Source organism: Paraglaciecola sp., from assembly GCF_051252315.1.
Lineage (GTDB): Bacteria > Pseudomonadota > Gammaproteobacteria > Enterobacterales > Alteromonadaceae > Paraglaciecola.
This window is the reverse complement of sequence record NZ_JBPOFP010000024.1, coordinates 17,120-39,178: the sequence shown is the minus strand read 5'-3', so window position 1 is coordinate 39,178 and position 22,059 is coordinate 17,120. Positions and strand designations below refer to the sequence as shown.

Here is a 22,059-nt window from a genome sequence, read left to right as displayed (position 1 = left end):
ATACCGCTTTATCGAAATTATGAGTCTTTACTCTCGATAATATATAAATTAACAACTTGTTAACCAACACAAACAAAGATTAACAACCACAACACAAAAACACACTGGAGAAGACATGAATATGCAAAAAAAATCGTTCCTTGCTTCATCAATGAAAGTAGCCCTATATGGGACTACTGCATTAATGGCAACAGTAGCGGCGCATAATGTATCAGCACAAACTGCCGAAGATGAGTCTGCTGATTCAACCGAAGTCATTGAAGTTACTGGTATCCGAGGCGCTTTAGCCAACGCTGCTGAGCTAAAACGTGAAGCAAATACCTTTATGGACTCGATTACCGCATCGGATGCCAATGCACTGCCTGACTTATCTGTTGCAGAAGCCTTATCACGGGTACCGGGTGTAACCGTAACTAAGTTTGACATTGGAGCCGACGGTGGTGATTTCCCGTCTGCTGAAGGTTCAGGTAACCTAGTTAGGGGATTGGGTTTAATCCGCTCTGAATTAAATGGCCGTGATGCTTTCACAGCTGATGGTGGTCGCGCTTTAGATTGGTCAAGTATCCCTCCGCAAATGATTGAAGGTGTTGACGTTTATAAAAACCAAACGGCAGATCTTATCGAAGGTGGTATTGGTGGTAGCATTAACCTAAGAACTATCGAACCTTTCGACCGTGAAGGTTTTTACGGCGTAGTATCTTTAGATGGCACCTATAGTGACTTGAGAGAAGAAACTACCCCTACTTATAGCGCAATTTTAAGTAACCGCTGGCAAACAGATAGTGGTGAATTTGGATTATTAGGTTCTTTTTCAAGATCTGAATTAAAGTCGTTGTTTAATGGCTATCAGTCTGGTGCGATTGTGCCGGTTCCGGTTGGCTCTGTTGGTGGCGATCAGTTTCCTGATTTTGATGTAGAAGACTTTACAGGTGGTGTAATACCTCAAGAAGGTCAAACAGTGGGAATTGCCAATGGCTTCCAGCTTAGACAAACAGAAGTAGACCGTGAGCGTTCAAATGTCTATCTAGCGGGTCAATGGAAAAGTTCTGACGACTCAGTTAAAGCAACGGTTAAATATGTAAAAGTAACCAATGAAACATTTGATTTAGAGCGCACAACAGAGTGGCATGATGGTGGTAACGCTTACGAATATACTACGGGTGATAGCAATATTATTGCCAGTGATATAACCCTTAGGCCTTTCACATCACCAGGCGTTCCGCGCTGTGGTAGTGGTAATACCGGTGATGACCCATCTAATTTTTGTAGTCAGCTAATTCCTATTGATGGCGGCTTGTTTGAAGAAGGATTAGTATCGTCTAACCTTCGTTCATGGGCTGGCACACCTGGTTTAGAATTGGGTAACCTTGGTATCGGCAGACACACAGAGTCTGAATCAGATGACCTAAGTATTAATGTTGAATGGCAAGTAGATGACCAGTGGTTTGTTGAGCTTGATGCTCACCGTACTACTGCAGAATTAACTAGAAGGGACCAGTGGATAGGTGCATTCCAATACGTTGATGCTATTACTAGACCTGATCTCGACAACCCAACTATTGAGTTTATGCAAAACTCTGGAGTATTAATAAATTCAGGTGTTGATGCTGGTAGTAATGTAGTCGCTGCCGTAACGCCGACTTCAACCTCAGATCCATTAGGTGCCATTGCACCATACGCTGCAGATGATTACCGCGACGGTAGTGGTGACTCTGTTGGCATTAAATTGGATGCTACATACGAGTTTGAAGATAACGACTGGTTCAAATCTGTGAAGTTTGGTGCGCGTCGTTCTGAGCGTGAACAAATGTACCAATCAGCTGGATTAAACTGGCAACAAGTAGCACCAGCTTGGGGTGGAAGTGCACGTTATGGAGCGTTTGATACTGTTGCTCATGAGTTAGTGGACTTTTCTAATTTCCAACGTGGTGGAGTGGTACTAGGTGACGAAACATCTTTCGTTTACGCTCACTCAGACTTTTTAAGAGATCCTGATTCATATTATGACTTCTTAGCCAGTGAGCCAGATTTAGCTGGAGCGGGTTATTCACCATTTAGCAACGACCGCAGAGATGCTAATTACAATGAAAAATACACCGATGCCCAAACCTCAGATTTAGATGAAACTATCACTAACTTTTATGTTCGCCTAGACATCAGTCATGCTTTAGACAACGACATGTATCTTGACGGTAATATTGGTGTTAGGTATGTCAAACATCAAATCGACTCGGTTGGCTCATACCAGTACTCTCCATTTGGTGAAGATGAACAGACTAACCCAGTTGAAATTGAACCGTTTGATAACGTAAGAGATTTTCTTCCTGAAACGGCAGCATTCTTTGACCAAGCACCTTTAGATAGAGTGGTTAGTATCGATGACGATTATTACCTGCCCTCGCTCAACCTTAAGTTGGAACTAAATGACGAGATGCTCATTAGATTTGGCATAAGTCGAGGACTCACCTTACCTAATGTTTCTGATTTAAACGCATCACAAAGTATTGCGGCTCGTAGTAGCGTATTATTTCCGTCTACGGATGACCTAGATCCAGACGGCGATGTTACAGATTTACTTGCAGGCCTAGGTGCAGAAACAGAAGGTATCTACATTACCGGCGGTAACCCAGATCTTAAGCCTACGATTTCGACCAATATTGATTTATCGTTTGAGTGGTATGGTGAAGACGACGCAACATTTAGTGTTTCCTTATTTAACAAGAGTATAAAAGATCTTGTTCAATCGAACACAAATGTTCAGGTTGATGCATATTCATTGGATGGTGACACTATTCCTGTATTCTTTGCTGGCTCCATTAATCAAGCTGAAGCAGATATTACCGGGGTAGAAATTGCTGGACAGTACTTCTTTGATGAGTTAGAAGGCATTTGGTCTAACTTTGGTGTGCAAGCTAACTATACTCACCTAGATGTAGATGCCAATCCACCTAGTACTTTCCTAGATGCAGATGGCGATGGTGAAGCTGATAGTTTTGATGGCATTATCCGAGTCGATAACCTTAACGGGATTATTGGTCAATCAGAAAACTTTGCGAACTTAGTTGGTATCTATCAAGATGATAAGTTCGAAGTGCGTCTAGCCTACCAATACCGTGACGAGTTCTTGAATTCGTACGAGACTTACATCACTGGTAACCCTAATATTCAAGATGATAACTTCTCAATCGACTTATCGATGAAATATCAAATTAATGATAATTTGAAGGTCAGTCTACAAGGCACTAACTTGACTGACGAATTACAAACATCTCAGGATATTCTGAATAACCAAGGACAAAGATACCAACGTTCAAGCTTTATGTTTGACCGTAGATTCCAGTTCGGTGTGCAATACACATTCTAAAATAGGTTAAATTTAGAAATGTAAAACTAAAAACGCCAAACATATTGTTTGGCGTTTTTTTATTTAAACCATCGCTGGCTCATGATCACACGCCAAATCAATACTTAACCCTAACTCAGGGTAAGCTACACCTTTCAATAACGCTATTTGTTCGATCGCGATACTGAGTATCCAACAGCCCAAACCAAAAAAAGCGACTAAATAGCCGCTCTTTTTTGATAGTAAAAACTAGATTAACAAAGGATCAATCCATTTATTTACCTCGCCGGACCAGGAATGGCTACCGCCTTACCCATTTCTACAGTAGGGCGAGTTAACTTTTCCACTTCACGGCGTTCACGCTCTTCAATAAATATATCTACGCCCTTTGCATACCCAGTACCAAAATCTTTATAATCCTTACAAGCCATATAATATTTGCCACTACGCTTTCCTAATTCAACGCCATTGTCATAGGTACAATAAGTCACTAGACCATCTTGAAAGCCTGAATAATAAGCCTCTTTATCTGGAACAACATTCTCCGTTTCACATGCAGCGACGTAATTATTGAACTCTAAAACATCGACACCACTTGCCCCATCCTTAAGGCCTTTTTGTTCCCAATTAGTCGACTTACATTCAGATACCTCTAATTGAGTACTGCCGCAACTAGACAAAACAATTACCATTGCTGAAACAACCATTAATATTTTCATAAACTCTCCTTCTTAAAATCCACTTAACTACTCGTTATAAATGATGTTGCGGTAAAACGCCCCAATTGGGGGTGAGCAACAAATTGATAATCTTTACTTATGTTCCCAGAATGCAAATTTGCACAAGGGTAAAAAACGGCTCGATTAAACTTAGCTTCTACAGAAACAATACGCTCATAGGTTTCTGTATCCCCATTTACGTATCCTTTAGGTTTACCCAACTTGCTAAACTCTTTCTGCTGAGTGTGTAAGTATTGCTCTAGTCTTGTGTTATCTACAAATTCAAACCCCGTTGTTTTATGTCGATATAATGATGTGCCACCAAATTTTTCATCGCATAAATAATGAACAACAGCGATATCAGAGGCGATAGGCCTGTCAAAATGAGGCACCGACTGTTGCACAGTTAAACTCTCCACTGGCGTCGTCACCATGGAAAAACAACTATCACATGAAACAATTTTTTCGGCTGACAAGCCAAAATGAGCATGTGCTTTTTGACGAACGAATTCTAGTAGAAGTTGAGCATATCCAGGAGGAGCGGGAGCTCGTACACCAGGATAATAACCTTGAGCCGGTGCATCGCCACCATTTTGCATTGCATATTCAATCAAATGCTCAGGGTGAGAGGCAAAATTGTCAACGATGACCAAAGGGCATCGCTCTTGACCCACTTCTAAGAATTGGATTTTCATGGTTGGAGAGAAGTGTATTTCATCCATACTCATCTACCTATTACCATCAATATAAGACTTCGCCTTTGCAAAGGCAGCCAGACCTATTTTTTCACCAATTAAACGTCCTCGTATGTCATCAATAGGCGGATGAATTCCCCCCCAAATTCTAGATAGACTGCATTGGTCAGAGGCATCTTGATAGGTAGCCCATTGCAGAGTCATGTTCACACTTGGCCCTTGCTCAAAAACCAAGAATTCATTAACTTCTATCTCAAAACCACTCATACCACCTGGAAAAAATCGACTGCCTGTTAACGCGGTTAATACCTCTGCAGCAGCTCTAGAATAAGTTGAATGCCCAGACACATAACCTGCAAAGGGTGGGGTTACAAAAGAAGGCCTTTGATAGGGCCACCAGTTTTCTGCAAGGATCCACCCAACCCCTGCTGTTTCTTGAACTGGGTCGGCAATATAGTCAGGTCCTTTCCAAGCAAACAATTTGATTTTTCCAAGATGTTCTTGATTGTCTCCCGCCAAAGGGTCATCTACTGTGATCAACTCAATCAATCCGGGACTTAATGGAATCCCATCCACATGATAGGAAGCTTGCGTAGGAAAGCTACTTTGTCCTATGTCTGCCATCGCTCGGATTGCAGATACAGGCCGAATATAGTCGTACCAACCTTTAATACCCCATGCTGCCACAGCCGAATCATGCATAGCTCCAGCCAGAGTAAAATACGCTTTTACATCCCATTCCATAGAGCCTAATAACTCCCCTTTTCCTTCAAACTTAGCTTCAAATAAAGCATGATCTGCCACCTCGTTCAAGATCACAAACCAATGTCCTGGAGGTGTTTCTGAATCAGGACCATCGGCCCAAAATTCAGCTAAGACTCGTGCATAATCTCCTCTTGGCACAATTTGTTCAGCATATGGTGCATTGGTAATAGGATTTACTTCATACCCCACACTGGCATCACCACCTTGTAAGTCATTATAAAATTGGTCATATTGCTCAAAATGAGTAGGGTATGAGTTAATGTTGCCTATACTCGCCGGTGATATATCTATTGATACATTATCATCTGGGCTTAAATGTGATGACCACTTAGCCACTAAAGAGAACCCCCATTTGTATTCTTCAGCAGTATCACCGTTAGCAAATACTGGGGCGCCTGGGTCATGGTACACCTGGTATTCGTATCCATCACGTTCGTAAACAGTTTTATCTTCATCTGTTAATGCAAACGGTTCAACATTTCCCCATTCAGGTCCTAAAAAAGTTGCGCTTCCACCAACGTCTGGATTGCCTGCTTGGTCAATAAACTCGATTAACGCCAGTGGTTGCCATCTATCTCTATCGACAATATCAGGATTGCCAGGTTGAGCCATAATTAAGTTGGGGTTCACATGTTGGTAGTACACATTCTCATAATTAATACGCTCATTTGCCCCATCTTGCATACCATAATTAATGATGCAGTCTGCGATATGGTTTCCTAATCCAATAGCTGAGCCATTCGAATAAAGCCGACTTGTTTGGTTAACATCTAACTTAAGAGTCCTCATTAATTCATCTGCCAAACCATATATATAATCAACCCCAGGAGAATCTCTAAAGCGATGACGAATCAATCTATATACTGCATAACTTAGGGCTTGCTCTCGTGCAATTTGCGGATCTCCAACCAACACTGAACGATTAAATTCACAACTAAAATCATTGTGAGTTTTACCTAACATATATGTACTCGAACTACTGGTATAGGCTGCCCAAGCGTCATACATTGCCATCGAGATGTGATACAAATTTCTAGCATGAATGGTAGGCCGAGCGTAATCGTTACGTATACCTTCTAAAACAACTTCGTTCCACATTCGAGCCACTGATTTAGGCCGGTCATCAGCTACGACTTCTTGAACTGTTTCAATGATAACTCTATTTTCACCACCATCACTGCCACCAGATCCACAGGCCGCTAATAACGAACAAGAAACTAAAAATATGCCCAATCGATACAATTTCGTTAACGTCATAAAAGTGGTCATTCTGATTTACTAATAGTTAAATGTTGATTCGCCACAAGATCAGTTTGCACGGTTTCACTGCCATCTGGCCATACAATCCGAACTAGAGACGCTTGCATATTTTGCCCTAACCCAAAAATCTGCTTTACCGCAGTCTGAGAAGTAAAGTGGCTCCCTAAATTAACCTCGCGCATTTGTGTTTTATTCTCTGTGGTGACATAAACCCTAGCACCAATAGCTTGTTTATTTTTCAGTAATGGCTGACTCAAACTAATCGCGAGCCAATTATTCTGCCCAATGTCATTACGATAAAAACTTACCGCATTATCTTCATTTCTATGAAGTTGTAATAAATCTATATCACCGTCATTATCAAAATCGGCACATAGAATTGCTCGACTACTTTGTCGATCATCTAATCCAAGTAACGCAGCAGATTCCTCAAAAGTGTTGTCACCTAATCCCATAAAAACCCGGGTGGTATCGGTCTCGAAATCAAAATCAATATTGGCGTCTTGGTAAGAAAACGTAAAACCATTACTCATGTAAATATCAAGATTGCCGTCGTTGTTAAGATCTGCAGCACACGCTCCCCACCCCCAACTAGACCTCGCCTGAGCTTGACCAAAAGATGGGTTGACGGCAGCTAACACACTATTATCTGAAAATGTTCCACTTTCATTTTGGTAAAAACGATTTCCGATCTGCCAAAAAGTACCTGTAATGGCTGATACAAACCAATCTAAATCACCATCATTATCATAATCAGCAATGGCAGCGCCCATACCACTATCATCAATTATCACTTCATCATCGGTCACATCTTCAAAGGTGCCATCTTGCTTATTAAGTAAAACACGAGTTAAACCAAAATCTGCAACCACCAGCAAATCTGCATATCCATCATTATTAATATCCGCAAAGTTAGGCGTAAAGGTATAATCATGGTCTTCGCCCAAGGCACTATTTTGGGGTTGTTTTAACAAGGCTTGAGTTACGCCTGTTGCCGCACTTACATCGGTAAATTTAATTTGCGTGTTGTTACTGTCATTACGCCATAAATGCTCAGACTCGCGAGGGTTTTCAACGTCAATTTCCGATCCCCAATGGGTTAGAAACATATCGAGATCGCCATCTTTATCAAAATCCCCAAACGCAGAAGAAAGCGTAAACTCAGATTGTAAAGAGTGTAACCCTGAGGTGGCCGTGACATCATAAAAGATACCGTTGCCTTGATTTTGGAATATGAGGCTGGGATCTCCATTAATACCACCAATAAACAAATCTAGATCTCCGTCACCATCTAAATCAGCAAAAGATGGTCCTGAATGGCGATAGTTATCCGTGTCGGAACGTGTAAATTTCAATCCTGCTTGTGCTGCCACTTCGACAAAGACACCTTCCCCGTCATTTTGGTATAACAAATTTCCACCTAAATCCCCTCGTACAATAAAGACATCTAAGTCACCATCGCCATCATAGTCTCCTAACGCAGCGCCACCAGCAAAAGCTTCCGGATGCTCAGGCATATTACCTGTTTCATCTACATTACTTTCCGGTGAAATATACCCATATTGAAAAGCAATATTAGAGTCCAATAATTCACTAAAGCCCCCACCAAAAGTTAAATCCTCTTCAGGCTCTGCGGGGGGCAAAGGAGGCGTTACCGGCGGTAGTACTTCTACTTTGGTTGTTGTGGTAGGCTGAGTTGAGCTAGATCCTCCACCACAACTAACAATAATCAGCGATAGGCACACCAGCATTAAACACAAACACTTTTTAAAAATATAACCGTTATCCCTCCTCATACAAAACACTCAAATACAAACATGTTAATTATCATTACATGTTTCCTTTAAGTGCTGATACTAAACCGCTATGTTGCATAAACTCTTGCTGTGAAGGCATGGCATCAACGGATTTATCAATGACTTTTTTGATATGTTCTAAACGCCTAGTTAACTCATCATCCGGAACAACATCAACCAGTGGGTGATATCCCTTTGGATGAAAACCTTGTCCGTGAAACACTTCTAACCAACTTGTGTCGTTGAATAGTTCCATATTCGTTCGATGTATTTGTCCATTTTCCATAAACTGAGAAATTTTCTGGTTTAACGTATCTGGCACGGACATAGTGCGGCAATAATTCCAAAACTCAGAATCATCCCGTTGAGTCGCTTTATAGTGCAAAATGATAAAATCACGAATACGTTCATACTCAAAATCGGCTTGTGAATTAAATAAATCGATATCGTGCTGATTAAATTCTCGATTCGGGAACAAGCTCATTAACCTTGCTATGGTACTCTGAATTAAATGTATGCTGGTTGATTCAAGAGGCTCCATAAAACCACTCGATAGACCCACTGCAATACAGTTTTTATTCCATATTTTCTTACGCTTACCCGTAGTAAATTTTAGTAACTTAGGATCTGCAAGGGCTTTAGCGGGTAAATTATTTAATAAAGTGTCTAATGCCTGATTTTCATTCATATATTGGCTAGCAAACACATGACCATTTCCTGTTCTGTGCTGTAATGGAATTCTCCATTGCCACCCCGCACTGTGAGCCGTTGAACGTGTGTATGGCAACAAAGGTTCGGTGCGCTCACATGGCACGGCCCAAGCACTGTCGCAAGGTAACCAATGCGTCCAATCATCAAAACCTGTGTTAAGGGCTTTTTCTATTAACAATCCTCTAAACCCGGAACAATCGATAAACAGATCGGCTTCAATCACTTCACCATCGTCTAGTACGACTGATTCAATAAAGCCATCCGAGGCACGTAATCGGCTTTCGACTACTTTGGCTTGGGTCCTTTTCACATCGTGTTTCAGTGCAAACTCACGTAAAAACTCAGCGTACAAACCCGCATCAAATTGATAAGCGTATACAATATTAGACAAAGGCGAATTACCGGCATCCACTGAGCGCATAAATTTACTTTTTGGAGCCGCGACGGCGTTTAGCGAATAGGCGCCGATATCAGGTGCTTGGCCTTTTTGACGCATCTTCCACCAATAGTGGTAAAACTGCACCGAATCCATGTCGTTACCCACATCACCAAATGCATGGATATAGCTTTCACCAATTTTTCCCCAATTTTCAAATTCAATTCCTAATTTAAAAGTACCTTGGGTACGTCTAATAAATTCATTTTCATCAATACCTAAAGTGCGATTAAACACCTGAATTTGCGGAATAGTCGCTTCACCAACCCCGACTGAAGGAATATCTTCTGATTCAATGAGTCTAACTTTACAAAAGCTATTTTTTAAAAAGCGCCCCAACGCTGCAGCAGTCATCCAACCTGCTGTGCCACCACCAACAATTACAATGTTTCTTAAGTTTTTATCAGACACCAGACTTATCTCTCCGATAACAATAGGTTTGTATATAATCCTTATGGCTCGATGCCGCAGAACAAGCCTGCTGGATACGATGTACGATTTTATCTTGGATATTTAGGATCTGTTCAATAGGCACTTGTCGGGCCATTAAATCAAGTTGTTTGGGCTTATCTGTCATCCCCATTAATAATGAATACTGCTCCGGAATTGGCAATACTTCATTAGCATAACTTGGCATTTTTCCACGATTTTGATAGGTAATAAGTTTGTAATCTAATGATTTGGATACCATTACCTTATTGACCTGCTGCCAAAATGTGCTGCCATCTTGTTCAGCCATATAAAAATGCATCACACTTGCTTCTTTAGCATTATTGTAACGAGCAGACATTAACTCGTTATACTCTTTAACCAGCGCCTCTGAAATATGCTTGGCTGGTAATTTTTGAATCAGTTCTTTTAACCCTATCCAAGCCAAATCCAATTCACTAAAACACATTGGCGGGAGTGACAAACAACCATATCCGATGCTAATACAATTACCTAACCAAGGTTTTGTAAATATTCCAAAAGATAGGCTTTTAGTCGATTGACTAGTTATCTTTTCTTTTGTTTTAGGTACCTGCAAACTAGCATTTTTCGCCGAGTAATAGTGCCGAGTTAATTTTTGTTGAGAAGGTATTTCTTGCTGCCAACCAAAAGTTGTTGCCTTAATTAGGTTATATGTTTGCTCTTTGCTGACTAGCTTACAATCAACACTTTTCACCTCGCAATCTGGTAGCTGTGATGACCATGAATGCCACTCGTTTTGTAACGAATGCATTAAAGAATGGTCAACACTGCAGTCGATAAATAAATCAGCATTCAATATTTTTTCGTGTTCAAGCTGTAATGAAGTAATGACCGAATTTTTACTATCCGTTTCAACCTTAGACAAAGCTTGTTCATGTATATGAATACCTTGTTCAGAACAATATTGCTTAACCGTCAGATAAAAAGCCTCAGCGTTAATATTCCAGCCATAAGATAAGGTCGATAATATTGACATTGGATCGTCATCGGGATGCACAAACTTATTATGTTTAGCTAATTGTGCTCCTAAGTTAAAGGAATCAGCAAAACTGATTTTATTCTGTTCACACAAACGAGCATAAAACTGAGAGAACTGAATATTTTTAACTGTGGTACCACATTCACCAAACCCATGGTAATAGTCTTTGTTGTGGGTATTCCAATCTTGAAAACAATTAGCCAATTTGAAATTCGCTGAACATGTCTGCATGAACTCTGCTTCAGATATACCAATCAATTTTATAAAATCATCAAATTCTGGGCGCAATGACATGTTACCCAAATTATCAGGGACCTCAGCTAAAGTACAAATACTAACTTGAGTACCAAATGGCCTAGTGGCTCGATTGATTGTAGCTGCACTTAACCAAGCACTTAACGAATTACCCACCACCACTATACTTTTTAACATCTGCGTCATGAGTTTGTATTTCCATACAAATTCAGATTTGCTTTTTGGGTGCCTACTTTACCTTGCATCAAAGCACTAATACTGTGTTGGTGGGTACCAATTTCAGCAGTTTTTTGCTTTAAATAACTTCGCATGTTATTCAAACCGGCTTTAACTTCTCCCACATTTTGCATCTCAACTCTTGGATCGACTTTCTTTGGAAGATACCCCTGACCAATAAAGACAGACAACCAACTAGGGGTTAAAAACAGGCCTTCGCTATATTCTGAAAAATAACCAGTTTCTTTAAATAGAGACATTCTTTGTTCTAATGAATCTGGAACAGACATATTATGGCAATAGCGCCAAAATTCACTCTTTTCAGGGTTACTTAACTTGTAATGAAGTATCAAAAAGTCCCGTACTTTGACATATTCATCCTTTACCACTCGATTAAACTCATCGCCGTCTTCTGGACTGAAGTGCATATCAGGCAACATTTCCATTAATTTGTATATGCCCAACTGGATTAGGTAAATACTGGTAGATTCTAACGGTTCTAAAAAACCGCTAGATAATCCAATTGCTACACAGTTTTTTTCCCAACTTTTGTTATACATCCCCGTTCTAAACATTAACTGTATGGGGTCTTTAAGCGGTTTAGCGGGCAAGTTATTTAACAAAATAGATTGAGCTTCATCATTTGACATAAACTCAGAACAAAACACATGACCGTTGCCAACTCTATGTTGTAAGGGGATTTGCCATTGCCAACCTGCATCATGAGCTATGGATTGGGTATAAGGTGCTGGTCCGGTGTTTTTATTCTCACAGGGCACCGCAATCGCTCTGTCACAGGGCAACCAATGAGACCAATCATCAAAGCCGACATTAAGTGCTTTATCCATTAATAGTGAGCGAAAACCTGAACAATCCACAAAAAAATCGCCGTTAACTTGCTCACCATTATCAAGAATAACCGAAGAGATAAAACCGTCTTGTAAGTTTTTAGCCACTTCTGAAATCAAACCAACCACTCTTTTAACACCGCGTTTTTCACTGTAACTACGCAAATATTTTGCGTACAAACCTGCATCTAAATGGTAAGCATATGAAAAGTGAGAAAAGACAGAGGAAGGATCTGAATGAGGAAAACAAAACTTATCTTGTTGAGCTGCTACAACAGCAACTGAGTAATCATCATAGTCACTAGTATCGCCATGATTACGAGCGTGCAACCAATGGTGATGAAATCCAGTATTGTTAATTTCGTAACCATGGGCACCAAAAGGATGAAAATATTCTCCACCGTTTAGACCCCATCCAGTAAATTTTATGCCTAATTTGAATGTTGCTTGAGTATGACGTAGAAAGTCTTGTTCATTAATACCGAGCATTTGATTGAATACACGAATATGCGGAATGGTTGCTTCTCCCACTCCCACTGTGCCAATCTGCTCAGACTCAATTAAGGTTATTTGACAGTATTTAGGATCAATAAAATTGGACAAGGCTGCTGCGGTCATCCATCCCGCGGTTCCACCGCCCACAATTACCAGTTGACGAATTGCTCTATGCTGCATTACCAATACGCCTATGCACTACGTTAATAATGATTATTCTACGCATTTGAAAAGCTGATTGACAACTTCTACGTTATTATTTTTAACGCTTAAAAACAAAGCGCACCAAGTTTGGTGCGCTGAGTATTAAGCTAGGTTACAACTAGAAGTTAGCTCTTATTGCTAGCGAGTAACGTCTGTCACTTACGTTCCAAGAACGCGGTAACTGATTACTACTATCTGCTTTCATGAAAGTAACAACTTGAGTATTCAACAAGTTAACCCCTTGTAGAACAATTTTCACGTTTTCATTAATATTATAACTAACTGATGCATCCATATATCCGGCTGCTTCGTTAAATATAGGTAAGTAAGAAATAACGTCACGAGTGGTTACCAAGAACTCTGAACGCCAGTTATAGGCGATTCGAGCAGACCAATCATCTTTCTCATACATGGCAATTAAGTTAGCAGTGTGATCAGACTGTCTTTCTAGTGGTAAGTTGTCAGTGAACTGGAATTGGTTATCCTGCCCTCTGTTATCAACATCACCCGCATCTATATCTGAATTAGGTACACCTCGAGCCTTGATATACGAGTAGTTGGCTTGTATTCCGAACCCATCAAATGGAGCAGGTAACATATCAAAGAACTGTTGATAACTAATCTCAATCCCTTTCATTGAGCCATCACCGCCATTTAACGGACCGGCCACACTAACAGTATTCGTTACGCCTGTAGTTGGATTAGTAAATTCTCTGTCGTATGCGCCATTAATAAAGAAGTTGGATAAATCTTTATAGAACACAGAAAATACCATCGAACCTACATCAGCAAAATACCATTCTAGTGAAGCATCATACTGTACAGACTCCATTGGTTTTAATAATGGGTTACCTGAATTGGCTTTCCAACCGTAAAGTCGAATTGAGTCCACATCAACCTGTCTATTCTCACTTAAAGGGTCACCATTCGCATCAAGTCTTGGATTACCTTCGGCGTCAAGTGGAATGTAATCTTGTGGGAAAATAGGTGCTAAGAAGTCTCTTTCAATTGAATCACTGACAGTACTAATGTCAGCATAATTCCGCATATTACCTAAATCAGGTAAAGCCATGGCTTTTGAAACTGCAAAACGTGCCAACATATCATCGTTAATGTCTACTTTTAAATTAAAGCTAGGCAACACTTTGGTATAAGAGTTTTCAGCAAAGTTAGGGCTACTTGCATCATTTGCGAAAGCCAAAACATCTGCAGGCAAGTAGTTACCAACATCAGATAAGAAATCAGTCTCATCACTGAATAAATCATAATCAGCTGGGTTCCAATTGTTTGGATCGAACCCTTCTGGGAATGGGTCAGAAGGACGTAAGTCTGGGTAACGAGTAAAACCAGTGGTGTTAGTTTCCATTCTAACGACCCGTACACCAAAGTTACCAGCAACCCTATGATCTTCAAATCCATCATATTCGAAATCTAAGCGCACATAGGCTGCAGTATTAGTTTCAGATACGGTACTCACTTCATTTGGACGGAAGTAACCGTCTAAATCAAGAAGTTCGCAACTACTTGTGTCTCGGCGCATAGCCATAGGTTGCCAATCACCGCATCTGTCATCAAACCCTGCAAATCGAGTGCCCCAATTAGCATAGTCATGCAACAACTCATCAGAGGGGTGTATCATGTAATCACCACCTTGAACTGTTGCAGCGCCACCTCGGTATAATTTACTCCAGTCAACAAGTTGAAAGGCTTCAGCTAAACCAGCTTCTGCGACCTGTGGACTCGTTAACCAACCAGCTTCATCATATATAGGTGCTAATGGTCCCCAATTATAGGTGCTGTTTTTAATATTTTGATCACGTTTAGCGTAACGAACACCAACTTTTACTTGAGTAATAAAGTCATACTCAGTGTAATAAGTAGCGTCAAATCTCGCCGCATCAGACTCACCTACACTGCGGTCATAATGATCCATGGCATGGTTAAACAGGTAGTTTTGCGGTTGAGCAAAGTAATCATCTGTTGCGAAATCACTGCCATCTGCAGCATACGCATCTTTGACTTCTTGAGACGTAAATTGCCAAGGGCTAATTAAATCAAGTTTTGCATGATCGCCAGAAATATCTAAGTACTGATTCGCCCAAGTCGTTAAACCTAAGGTCATATCATCACGACCAGTTTCAGCTTTTATGTGCTGTAAATCTAATTCTAACTTTAACGAATCTGAAGGCGTCCAAGTTAAATTAAAGGTGTAATCATCAACCACAGAGAAGCTTTCACTCAATCGACTTTCTGATTTCATATCTTGGCCAAAATTGGCAACAGGTGCGCCACCCCAACCAGCTGCAACATTATGTGGAACATGATTACCATCACCACGCCAGCCGTCAGCAATATCAGTTAAATAACCGCTGGTAAATACGCCATTAGAATCGAATTCATACTCTTCACCAGGCGAAGGCCAAACACGATTACTATTGTCTACACCATTTGGGCTGATGCCAGTTGCATACTCTTTCCACGATAAGGCGGAGTCTGAACGCATGAACTGAGCGGTAGCTTTTAAGGTTTCATCTGGGCTTTCCCATTGAAAACCAGCTGCGTAACCTTTACGGGTTCGATCATCGGTTTTCATAGTTATCGCGGCACCTTTTGGTGTTAGCACACCTTGGTCACCGACTTCCGTTCCTCCGGGAGGATACGCTAATGAGCCATCGTAAACATAAGGATTAGACGCGTAACCAAAACCAGGGTAATCATGGTTTCCAGTAGAAAATCCTTCTAATGCTCGAAATGCAAAAGTTGAAGAACGTATTTGATGGTTACTTGCTTTAAGTTGAGAATCAGAAAAGTTCAATAAAATACCAAACTTACCAGAATCTGTTTTCCAGTTATTACTATATAGAGCAGAGAAAGTCGGTGTGGCATCTTTCACCATATCACCACGGGTATAATCCAAAGAAACAGAGATTTTTTCTCCGTCACTATCAAAAGGTTTACGCGTACGTAAACTCACAGTACCTGCAATACCGCCTTCGATCATGTCAGCGGTTTGGTTTTTAAATATATCAACGCCACCCATTAATTCAGGTGAAACATCTTGGAAAGATAAACCACGGCTTGAGTTAGCAGTAAAAGAGTCTCGGCCATTAAACTCTGAACGTGTTTGTGTCATACCACGTACAACGGCACCAGAACCTTCTACACCAAAGTGATCAGGATCATTTTTACCCGCATAACGATCAATTGATACACCCGGCAAACGTTGCATTGCTTCAAGTACACTTCGATCAGGTAAGGCACCTATATCGTCCGAAGTAATTGAATCTACAAATGTATCTGCATTTCGTTTTAAATTTTGCGCGCTAAATAAACTACCACGCATACCTTTAACTTCAATTGTTTCAATACCGCTATCTTCTGCTTCAGCAGTCTCGGCAGTATCAGCTTCTTGTCCTGTTGCAGTCGCACAAATCCCCATCATAGCCAACGCCATAATGGATTTTTTGAAGACTGGTGTTTGATTTTTTTTATTGTGTACCGTCATAAATGTTTACCTCTTATGTGTGTAAAAGTCGCATCTAATAATTTTTGTATTGCTCCAGTAAAAACATGAGAAAACGTTTCAATCCACCGGACATAAACGCATTCTGACAGTCTTTTTACAGCTTTTGTTGGCCTAAATCCTTTATTATAAAACGCTCAACAATTACTGTTTTGTATATAAGTTATTACATTTAGAGCAAATTCAGTGATTCACTATGCACTTGAAAACGATTTCAATCAACAGTTATCATACAAGCATATCGAATTAAATTTACATTTGAAACAATTCTTTAACCTTTAAAATTATTTCCAAAGGAATTTTGGTTGAATTATTTATCTAATAATTCCATTTATGAAATTAGTTTCGATACATTGAAAGCGTTTACAGCGCATTTCAATCACAAAATCCTATCCCTTCATTTAGCACAGGTAGGAGAACCTTCTGGTAATAACTCAAGCCTAATATTGGCAACTTGAGCTTCAAATGGTTTATCGGTTGATAACATGAATATTGCGTTAATTTTGCTTAGATCTAAGCCCATCGATGCAAAACAATTAATTGGAATAGGGTAAGTTGTCCATTCATTAATAGGGAGTTTTCGTAAGGTTTTATGAATGCTTAATTCACCACGACAGGGGTAACCACAGTCCATACCTACGGTTACTGCTCCTTTAGGCTTTTTCTTAATTTTGATTTCCATTGTTAATGCGCCGCGTGCGGCAAATTGAGACAAATCTATAGCCGTACCATACAAGGAAAAACTAGATTTACCTTTTTTCCTTCCCCACTTTAAAGCAACGGCATTATCGGGTCCCTTGTATTCAGCTCTAGACATTTTTAAACGATTGCCAGCCGAAGCCCCTTCTTTTTCAGGAACAGGTAACATCCAGTTATTTTCGTCAGACAACACAACTTTCCAACTGCCGACCGGTTCGCCGTCTATAAAATAGGAGTATTTGGGATTGGTAGCTTGACTGTTAGCAGCAGTTTGAAAGGAAACAAATACACAAATTGAAATAAAGATTAAATTAACGACTTTGAAAAAATGTAACCTTTTACCTTTAAACAATTCAAAAAACATTTTCATACCTGAGTAGTTTAACGCCCATTTGTTAACAATATGTTAACAAATGGGCCAGACTAACGGCAATAGATTAAAAATATTTTTTATTTATTCTGTTTCGGTGAAGATTAGGATTGTTCTTCACGGGTAAAAACAAGGTTGTTTCCTTGGCTTTTATCTGCGGAAAATTGATAACCCGCACTATCAAATTTTTTCAATTGTGCGATATCTGTCACACGATTTTGAACAATATACCGAGCCATTAGCCCCCTAGCTTTTTTTGCATAAAAGCTAATCACTTTATATTGACCATTTTTACAATCTTGGAATACCGGGGTAAATATCTGAGCATCTAACAGTTTAGGTTTAACTGATTTAAAGTATTCAGTAGACGCAAGGTTTACTAATACGTTATCACCTTGTTCAGCAATAGCATGATTGAGTTTGCCAGTAATCTTGTCATCCCAATATTGATACAAGTTTTTATGTTCTGCTATATCTAACCGCGTCCCCATTTCTAGTCGGTAAGCTTGCATTAAATCTAACGGGCGTAACAAGCCATATAAGCCTGACAAAATACGTAAATGTTGTTGAGCATAGTCAAAATCTTTTTGCTCAAAACTATTCGCGTCTAGTCCTGAATACACATCGCCGTTAAAGGCAAGTACGGCTTGTTTAGCATTGTCAGTAGTGAAAGGTAATTGCCAGCTAGCGTACCGGTCAGCATTTAATCCGGCCAACTTATCACTGATTTTCATCAAAGACGAAATATTCGCAGGGGTGAGTTTTCGACAACGCTCAATCAATACTTGCGAGTCATCTAACATTTGTGGCTGAGTAAAAACATCAGTTGTTGCTGGAGTATCGTAATCGAGGTTTTTAGCGGGAGAAATAACAACTAACATTTTAATAAGATCCTAACTACAAAAAGATTCAATAACGATATGTGGCGTAAGATAAAAATAACAAGCAAACTCTGTCATAATCTTTGAATTAAGTTCAGCCACCATTAACTTCTAACCTGATATAGTTTCATCAATAAAATTAAATATTTAGGAAAATTATGCGTAAAACTTGTCTAATCTTAACGTTATTAATTTCTGGTTGCGCCAATATGGATAAAGATGACTGCCAGACGGCCGATTGGCGAATTATAGGTTTCGAAGATGGTTCATATGGAAGAAACGAAGCAAGTATATCTCAGCACCGAAAAGAATGCTCAGAACATGGCGTCACACCAAATCTAGACCAATATCGAAAGGGCCACCTTGAAGGCTCAAAACGTTTTTGTACAAACAAAAACGGATTTTCACGTGGCAATGACGGCAAGAATTACAAAGGTAACTGCCCAGTTATATTCGAGGACAAGTTTTTAGCGGGATTTACAAAAGGCCAAAAACTTAATTCCCTAAGGAAAAGTCTAAACATTAGTAAGACGGAACTCGAACATGCTGATGCCCAAATCCACAATCTTACGATTACCATAGAAGAAAAAAACGAATTAATGATTGCTGACGGACTCAACCGTGAACAACGCAAAACAATTAGAGACGAAATTGAGGCTCACAAACAAGAACAAATCGAAATACTCGAATTATTGCCCTTGTTATCAAAAGAATATGATGTAGCGACAGCTAAATATAAATCGGCATTGAGGCGTTACAAAGAATATTTATAGCGAGAACATAATTTCTCTAATACTTGCTATCTTACTATTTTTAACAGTAAGATAGTTGGCCTAATAATTAATAATTCATCATTTAAGTTTGTCGCACTTATTCACAAAAATCCGCAAATATTTAGCCGCATTCATAATGTTAGCTTTGATATTCAATAGCACAGCGCCTGTGCTGGCTTCGTCGTGGAAAGTGAATAATGCTCAACAATTTGTATCTGACGATGCAATGATGATTTGTACCGGCAAAAGTTTCAAATGGATTTCTACTCAAGCTTATTATGATCTTGGTGAATTAGTTTTTATTGATCCACCAGCGGATGCCCCTAGCGATATTAGCAATATTGATTGTGCTTATGGCTTTATTCTCGATCATGAAAAACAAACCAAACAAGATCCTGCGACTCTTTCTCAGAGAGTTGCCTATCAAACCAATGTTTTATCCTTAGCGAAAAAACCTTATACCGCCTATCCCTATCAAACAGCACACACGCGCGCCCCACCACTTATTTAAATCACGTTCAAGTTTATCCACATGTTAACTGACCTTAATTGGTCAATTGGTTCATTGAATTTGTAATTTAAGAAGTAGTACTCATGACAATAAAATTAAACCTTATTGCCAGCGCAATTTTGCTTGGCTTAAGCTCTAATGGCATCTTCGCCAATGAAATATCAGAAACAGAAAAAACGAACACCTACAACACTATCGAAAGCATTACTGTATTAGGCAAATCTAATACCCAAGATGCAGACTTAGGCGGCATTAGCCTTAAAGAGTTAGCCATAAACTCCCATGTGGTTGGCCGCGCAGAAATGGAAAGACTACGTTTTGTTGACCCAGATGAGTTTTTGGATCGCATTCCCGGTGAAACCCAAGTACGTAATTTACGTATTCCCGATGGGGGTAAAAGTTACACTATTCCAATGTTAGATGGTGTGCCATTAGAAAGTCCATATGAAGGGGCTACCCAACGATTAGACCGCACTAATACTTCTGATATTCAACGAGTCGAAGTGCTTAAAGGGCCTGCTTCAGCATTGTATGCAAATAACGCATTTGGTGGGGTTATTAACGTGGTAAGTCGTGATGCGCCAAAAAAACCAGAAACCAAAATATCGCTAGAAGCTGGTGACTTTAATCGTCTTCGAGCCGGTGTCAATACAGGTGGCACCGTAAATAATGTGGGGTATTTTTTCGATTTAAATGCTCGTCAATTAAACGGCCTACGAGACCAAGCAAAAAGCGATCGCCAACAAGCCAGTGGCAAACTTATTTTTAATCCAACAGACATTACAAAAATTAGTACTAGGTTTGAATATCTAGACGAAGATGTTAATGCTCGTGGTGATTTAACCGCTGAGGAGCTGAAACAAGATCCTACCCAAGCGGGTGGCCTGAGCTCATCAACTGATCTGAGTCAATCTGCGGTATCTATAAAAGTCGAACATCTACTTGAATCAGGAAAGATTGAAGGAAATTTAGTTAGGAGGGAAAAAGATACAGTCGGAGAATCTCGATTTAGAGGCCCCCAAGATGAGAATGACCTCGCCTACAGTGGCAAACTTATGTATCTCCATGACCTTGAAAACTCAAATATTATTGTGGGTTTAGATAGATACGACGGAACGCAAGATACCAAACAATTTGAACGTGGTGATTCTTCTTTATCGGGAACATATACCCCTTTTGAAAACGGATTAACGATCAATGCCTATTTTGGCCAATACCAAATTGATGCTACCGATAAAGTATCAATTACCGCAGGTTTAAGAAAAGAAGACATTAAACTTACCTCTAGCCTTTACTCTCAGGCGGCTAACTTTTCTGATGTGTCACCCAAGCTAGGTATCACCTATCAATTAAGCCCAGACAATATGTTATGGCTAGGTTTATCTGAGGGTTTTTACGCGCCCAATATGGACCATTTGTTTGACTTGGAAGATGGCAATCCAGATCTTAAACCCGAAGAAGCTCGTAATATTGAAATAGGATTAAGAGGAAACTGGAATAATTGGCATTACGACACATCCATTTATCAAAACACGATAACTAACTACTTAGTGACTCAAGAATTTGTACGCCAAGTAATAGGTGAAGATGGCGAAAATGCAGAACAAGAATACGAATTGACCACCAACGCTGGGGCAGTGAATATTAGTGGTATCGAAACCGTGATTGAATACACGCCTAAAAATGCTGTATGGAGAGCCGGTTTAACCCATACCTATACCGATAATACCTACGATTCGTTTGTGCAAAGCACGCCAGGTGCTGCAGATGACTTAACAGGAAAAGTATTACGCCGCTCACCGGACCATCACCTAAATGTACGTATTGCTTGGTTGCCGCTAGATGGTCTGTCAGCTGAATTAGAAGCGGATATGTATAGTCATTATTTTGCTGACGCGATTAATTCAGCAGAATCAAAATTCACCCGTGGCGATCGCATAAACCTACGTCTAAATTACGAGTTTGACCAGTGGCGTGTGTGGCTACATGGATTAAACCTAACCGATACCATGGAAGATAGAGCGACCTATAGCCGCGGACAAATGAAATTTAGAACCATAGACGGCCGTACTTTTTACGCCGGTGCTTCTTACACTTTTTAAAAGAGAA

14 protein-coding genes are annotated in these 22,059 nt (G+C 40.0%); 4 read left to right on the top strand and 10 right to left on the bottom strand.

Annotated features, from left to right (window positions below; translation table 11 throughout):
• Positions 1–115 precede the first annotated feature (115 nt).
• A complete protein-coding gene (locus ACSHXM_RS06820; protein WP_435687996.1) occupies positions 116–3,364 on the top strand; it encodes a TonB-dependent receptor in 3,249 nt (1,082 codons plus the stop codon).
• A gap of 257 nt (positions 3,365–3,621) precedes the next feature.
• On the opposite strand, the gene ACSHXM_RS06815 is transcribed toward ACSHXM_RS06820, so the two are convergent.
• The 10 genes from ACSHXM_RS06815 to yaaA form a co-directional block, all read right to left on the bottom strand.
• Positions 3,622–4,062 (bottom strand): DUF2799 domain-containing protein, encoded by a 441-nt coding sequence (locus tag ACSHXM_RS06815; protein WP_435687995.1) that lies wholly within the window; start codon positions 4,060–4,062, stop codon positions 3,622–3,624.
• A gap of 23 nt (positions 4,063–4,085) precedes the next feature.
• Positions 4,086–4,784: a DUF6445 family protein gene (locus ACSHXM_RS06810; protein ID WP_435687994.1), complete on the bottom strand. Its 699-nt coding sequence runs from the start codon at positions 4,782–4,784 to the stop codon at positions 4,086–4,088.
• Positions 4,785–4,790: 6 nt separating this feature from the next.
• Positions 4,791–6,779: a vanadium-dependent haloperoxidase gene (locus ACSHXM_RS06805; RefSeq protein ID WP_435687993.1), complete on the bottom strand. Its 1,989-nt coding sequence runs from the start codon at positions 6,777–6,779 to the stop codon at positions 4,791–4,793.
• A gap of 8 nt (positions 6,780–6,787) precedes the next feature.
• Complete coding sequence (locus ACSHXM_RS06800; protein WP_435687992.1) at positions 6,788–8,533, bottom strand: CRTAC1 family protein; 1,746 nt, start codon at positions 8,531–8,533, stop codon at positions 6,788–6,790.
• A gap of 79 nt (positions 8,534–8,612) precedes the next feature.
• Positions 8,613–10,136 (bottom strand): tryptophan halogenase family protein, encoded by a 1,524-nt coding sequence (locus ACSHXM_RS06795; RefSeq protein ID WP_435687991.1) that lies wholly within the window; start codon positions 10,134–10,136, stop codon positions 8,613–8,615.
• On the bottom strand, positions 10,129–11,616 hold the full coding sequence (locus tag ACSHXM_RS06790; RefSeq protein WP_435687990.1) for a tryptophan 7-halogenase: 1,488 nt from the start codon (positions 11,614–11,616) through the stop codon (positions 10,129–10,131). The genes ACSHXM_RS06795 and ACSHXM_RS06790 overlap by 8 nt, the downstream gene beginning before the upstream one ends.
• On the bottom strand, positions 11,613–13,169 hold the full coding sequence (locus tag ACSHXM_RS06785; RefSeq protein WP_435687989.1) for a tryptophan halogenase family protein: 1,557 nt from the start codon (positions 13,167–13,169) through the stop codon (positions 11,613–11,615). Before ACSHXM_RS06785 ends, ACSHXM_RS06790 begins: the two co-directional genes overlap by 4 nt.
• A 142-nt stretch (positions 13,170–13,311) precedes the next feature.
• The gene (locus ACSHXM_RS06780) at positions 13,312–16,698 is read right to left on the bottom strand and encodes a TonB-dependent receptor (RefSeq protein ID WP_435687988.1); all 3,387 of its coding nucleotides are present in this window, start codon (positions 16,696–16,698) and stop codon (positions 13,312–13,314) included.
• A gap of 415 nt (positions 16,699–17,113) precedes the next feature.
• On the bottom strand, positions 17,114–17,779 hold the full coding sequence (locus ACSHXM_RS06775; protein WP_435687987.1) for a putative glycoside hydrolase: 666 nt from the start codon (positions 17,777–17,779) through the stop codon (positions 17,114–17,116).
• Positions 17,780–17,889: 110 nt separating this feature from the next.
• Positions 17,890–18,666 carry a peroxide stress protein YaaA gene (gene yaaA / locus ACSHXM_RS06770; protein WP_435687986.1) on the bottom strand — a complete coding sequence of 259 codons (777 nt, stop codon included), beginning with the start codon at positions 18,664–18,666 and terminating at the stop codon, positions 17,890–17,892.
• A gap of 158 nt (positions 18,667–18,824) precedes the next feature.
• Here yaaA and ACSHXM_RS06765 point away from each other — a divergent pair, with 158 nt between their 5' ends.
• The 3 genes from ACSHXM_RS06765 to ACSHXM_RS06755 all read left to right on the top strand — a co-directional run bounded on the left by ACSHXM_RS06765 (position 18,825) and on the right by ACSHXM_RS06755 (position 22,052).
• A complete protein-coding gene (locus tag ACSHXM_RS06765) occupies positions 18,825–19,439 on the top strand; it encodes a DUF2799 domain-containing protein (RefSeq protein WP_435687985.1) in 615 nt (204 codons plus the stop codon).
• Between the two features lie 136 nt (positions 19,440–19,575).
• Complete coding sequence (locus tag ACSHXM_RS06760) at positions 19,576–19,950, top strand: hypothetical protein (RefSeq protein ID WP_435687984.1); 375 nt, start codon at positions 19,576–19,578, stop codon at positions 19,948–19,950.
• A gap of 83 nt (positions 19,951–20,033) precedes the next feature.
• Positions 20,034–22,052, top strand: coding sequence for a TonB-dependent receptor family protein (locus ACSHXM_RS06755; protein ID WP_435687983.1), 2,019 nt, complete (start codon positions 20,034–20,036; stop codon positions 22,050–22,052).
• Positions 22,053–22,059 lie beyond the last annotated feature (7 nt).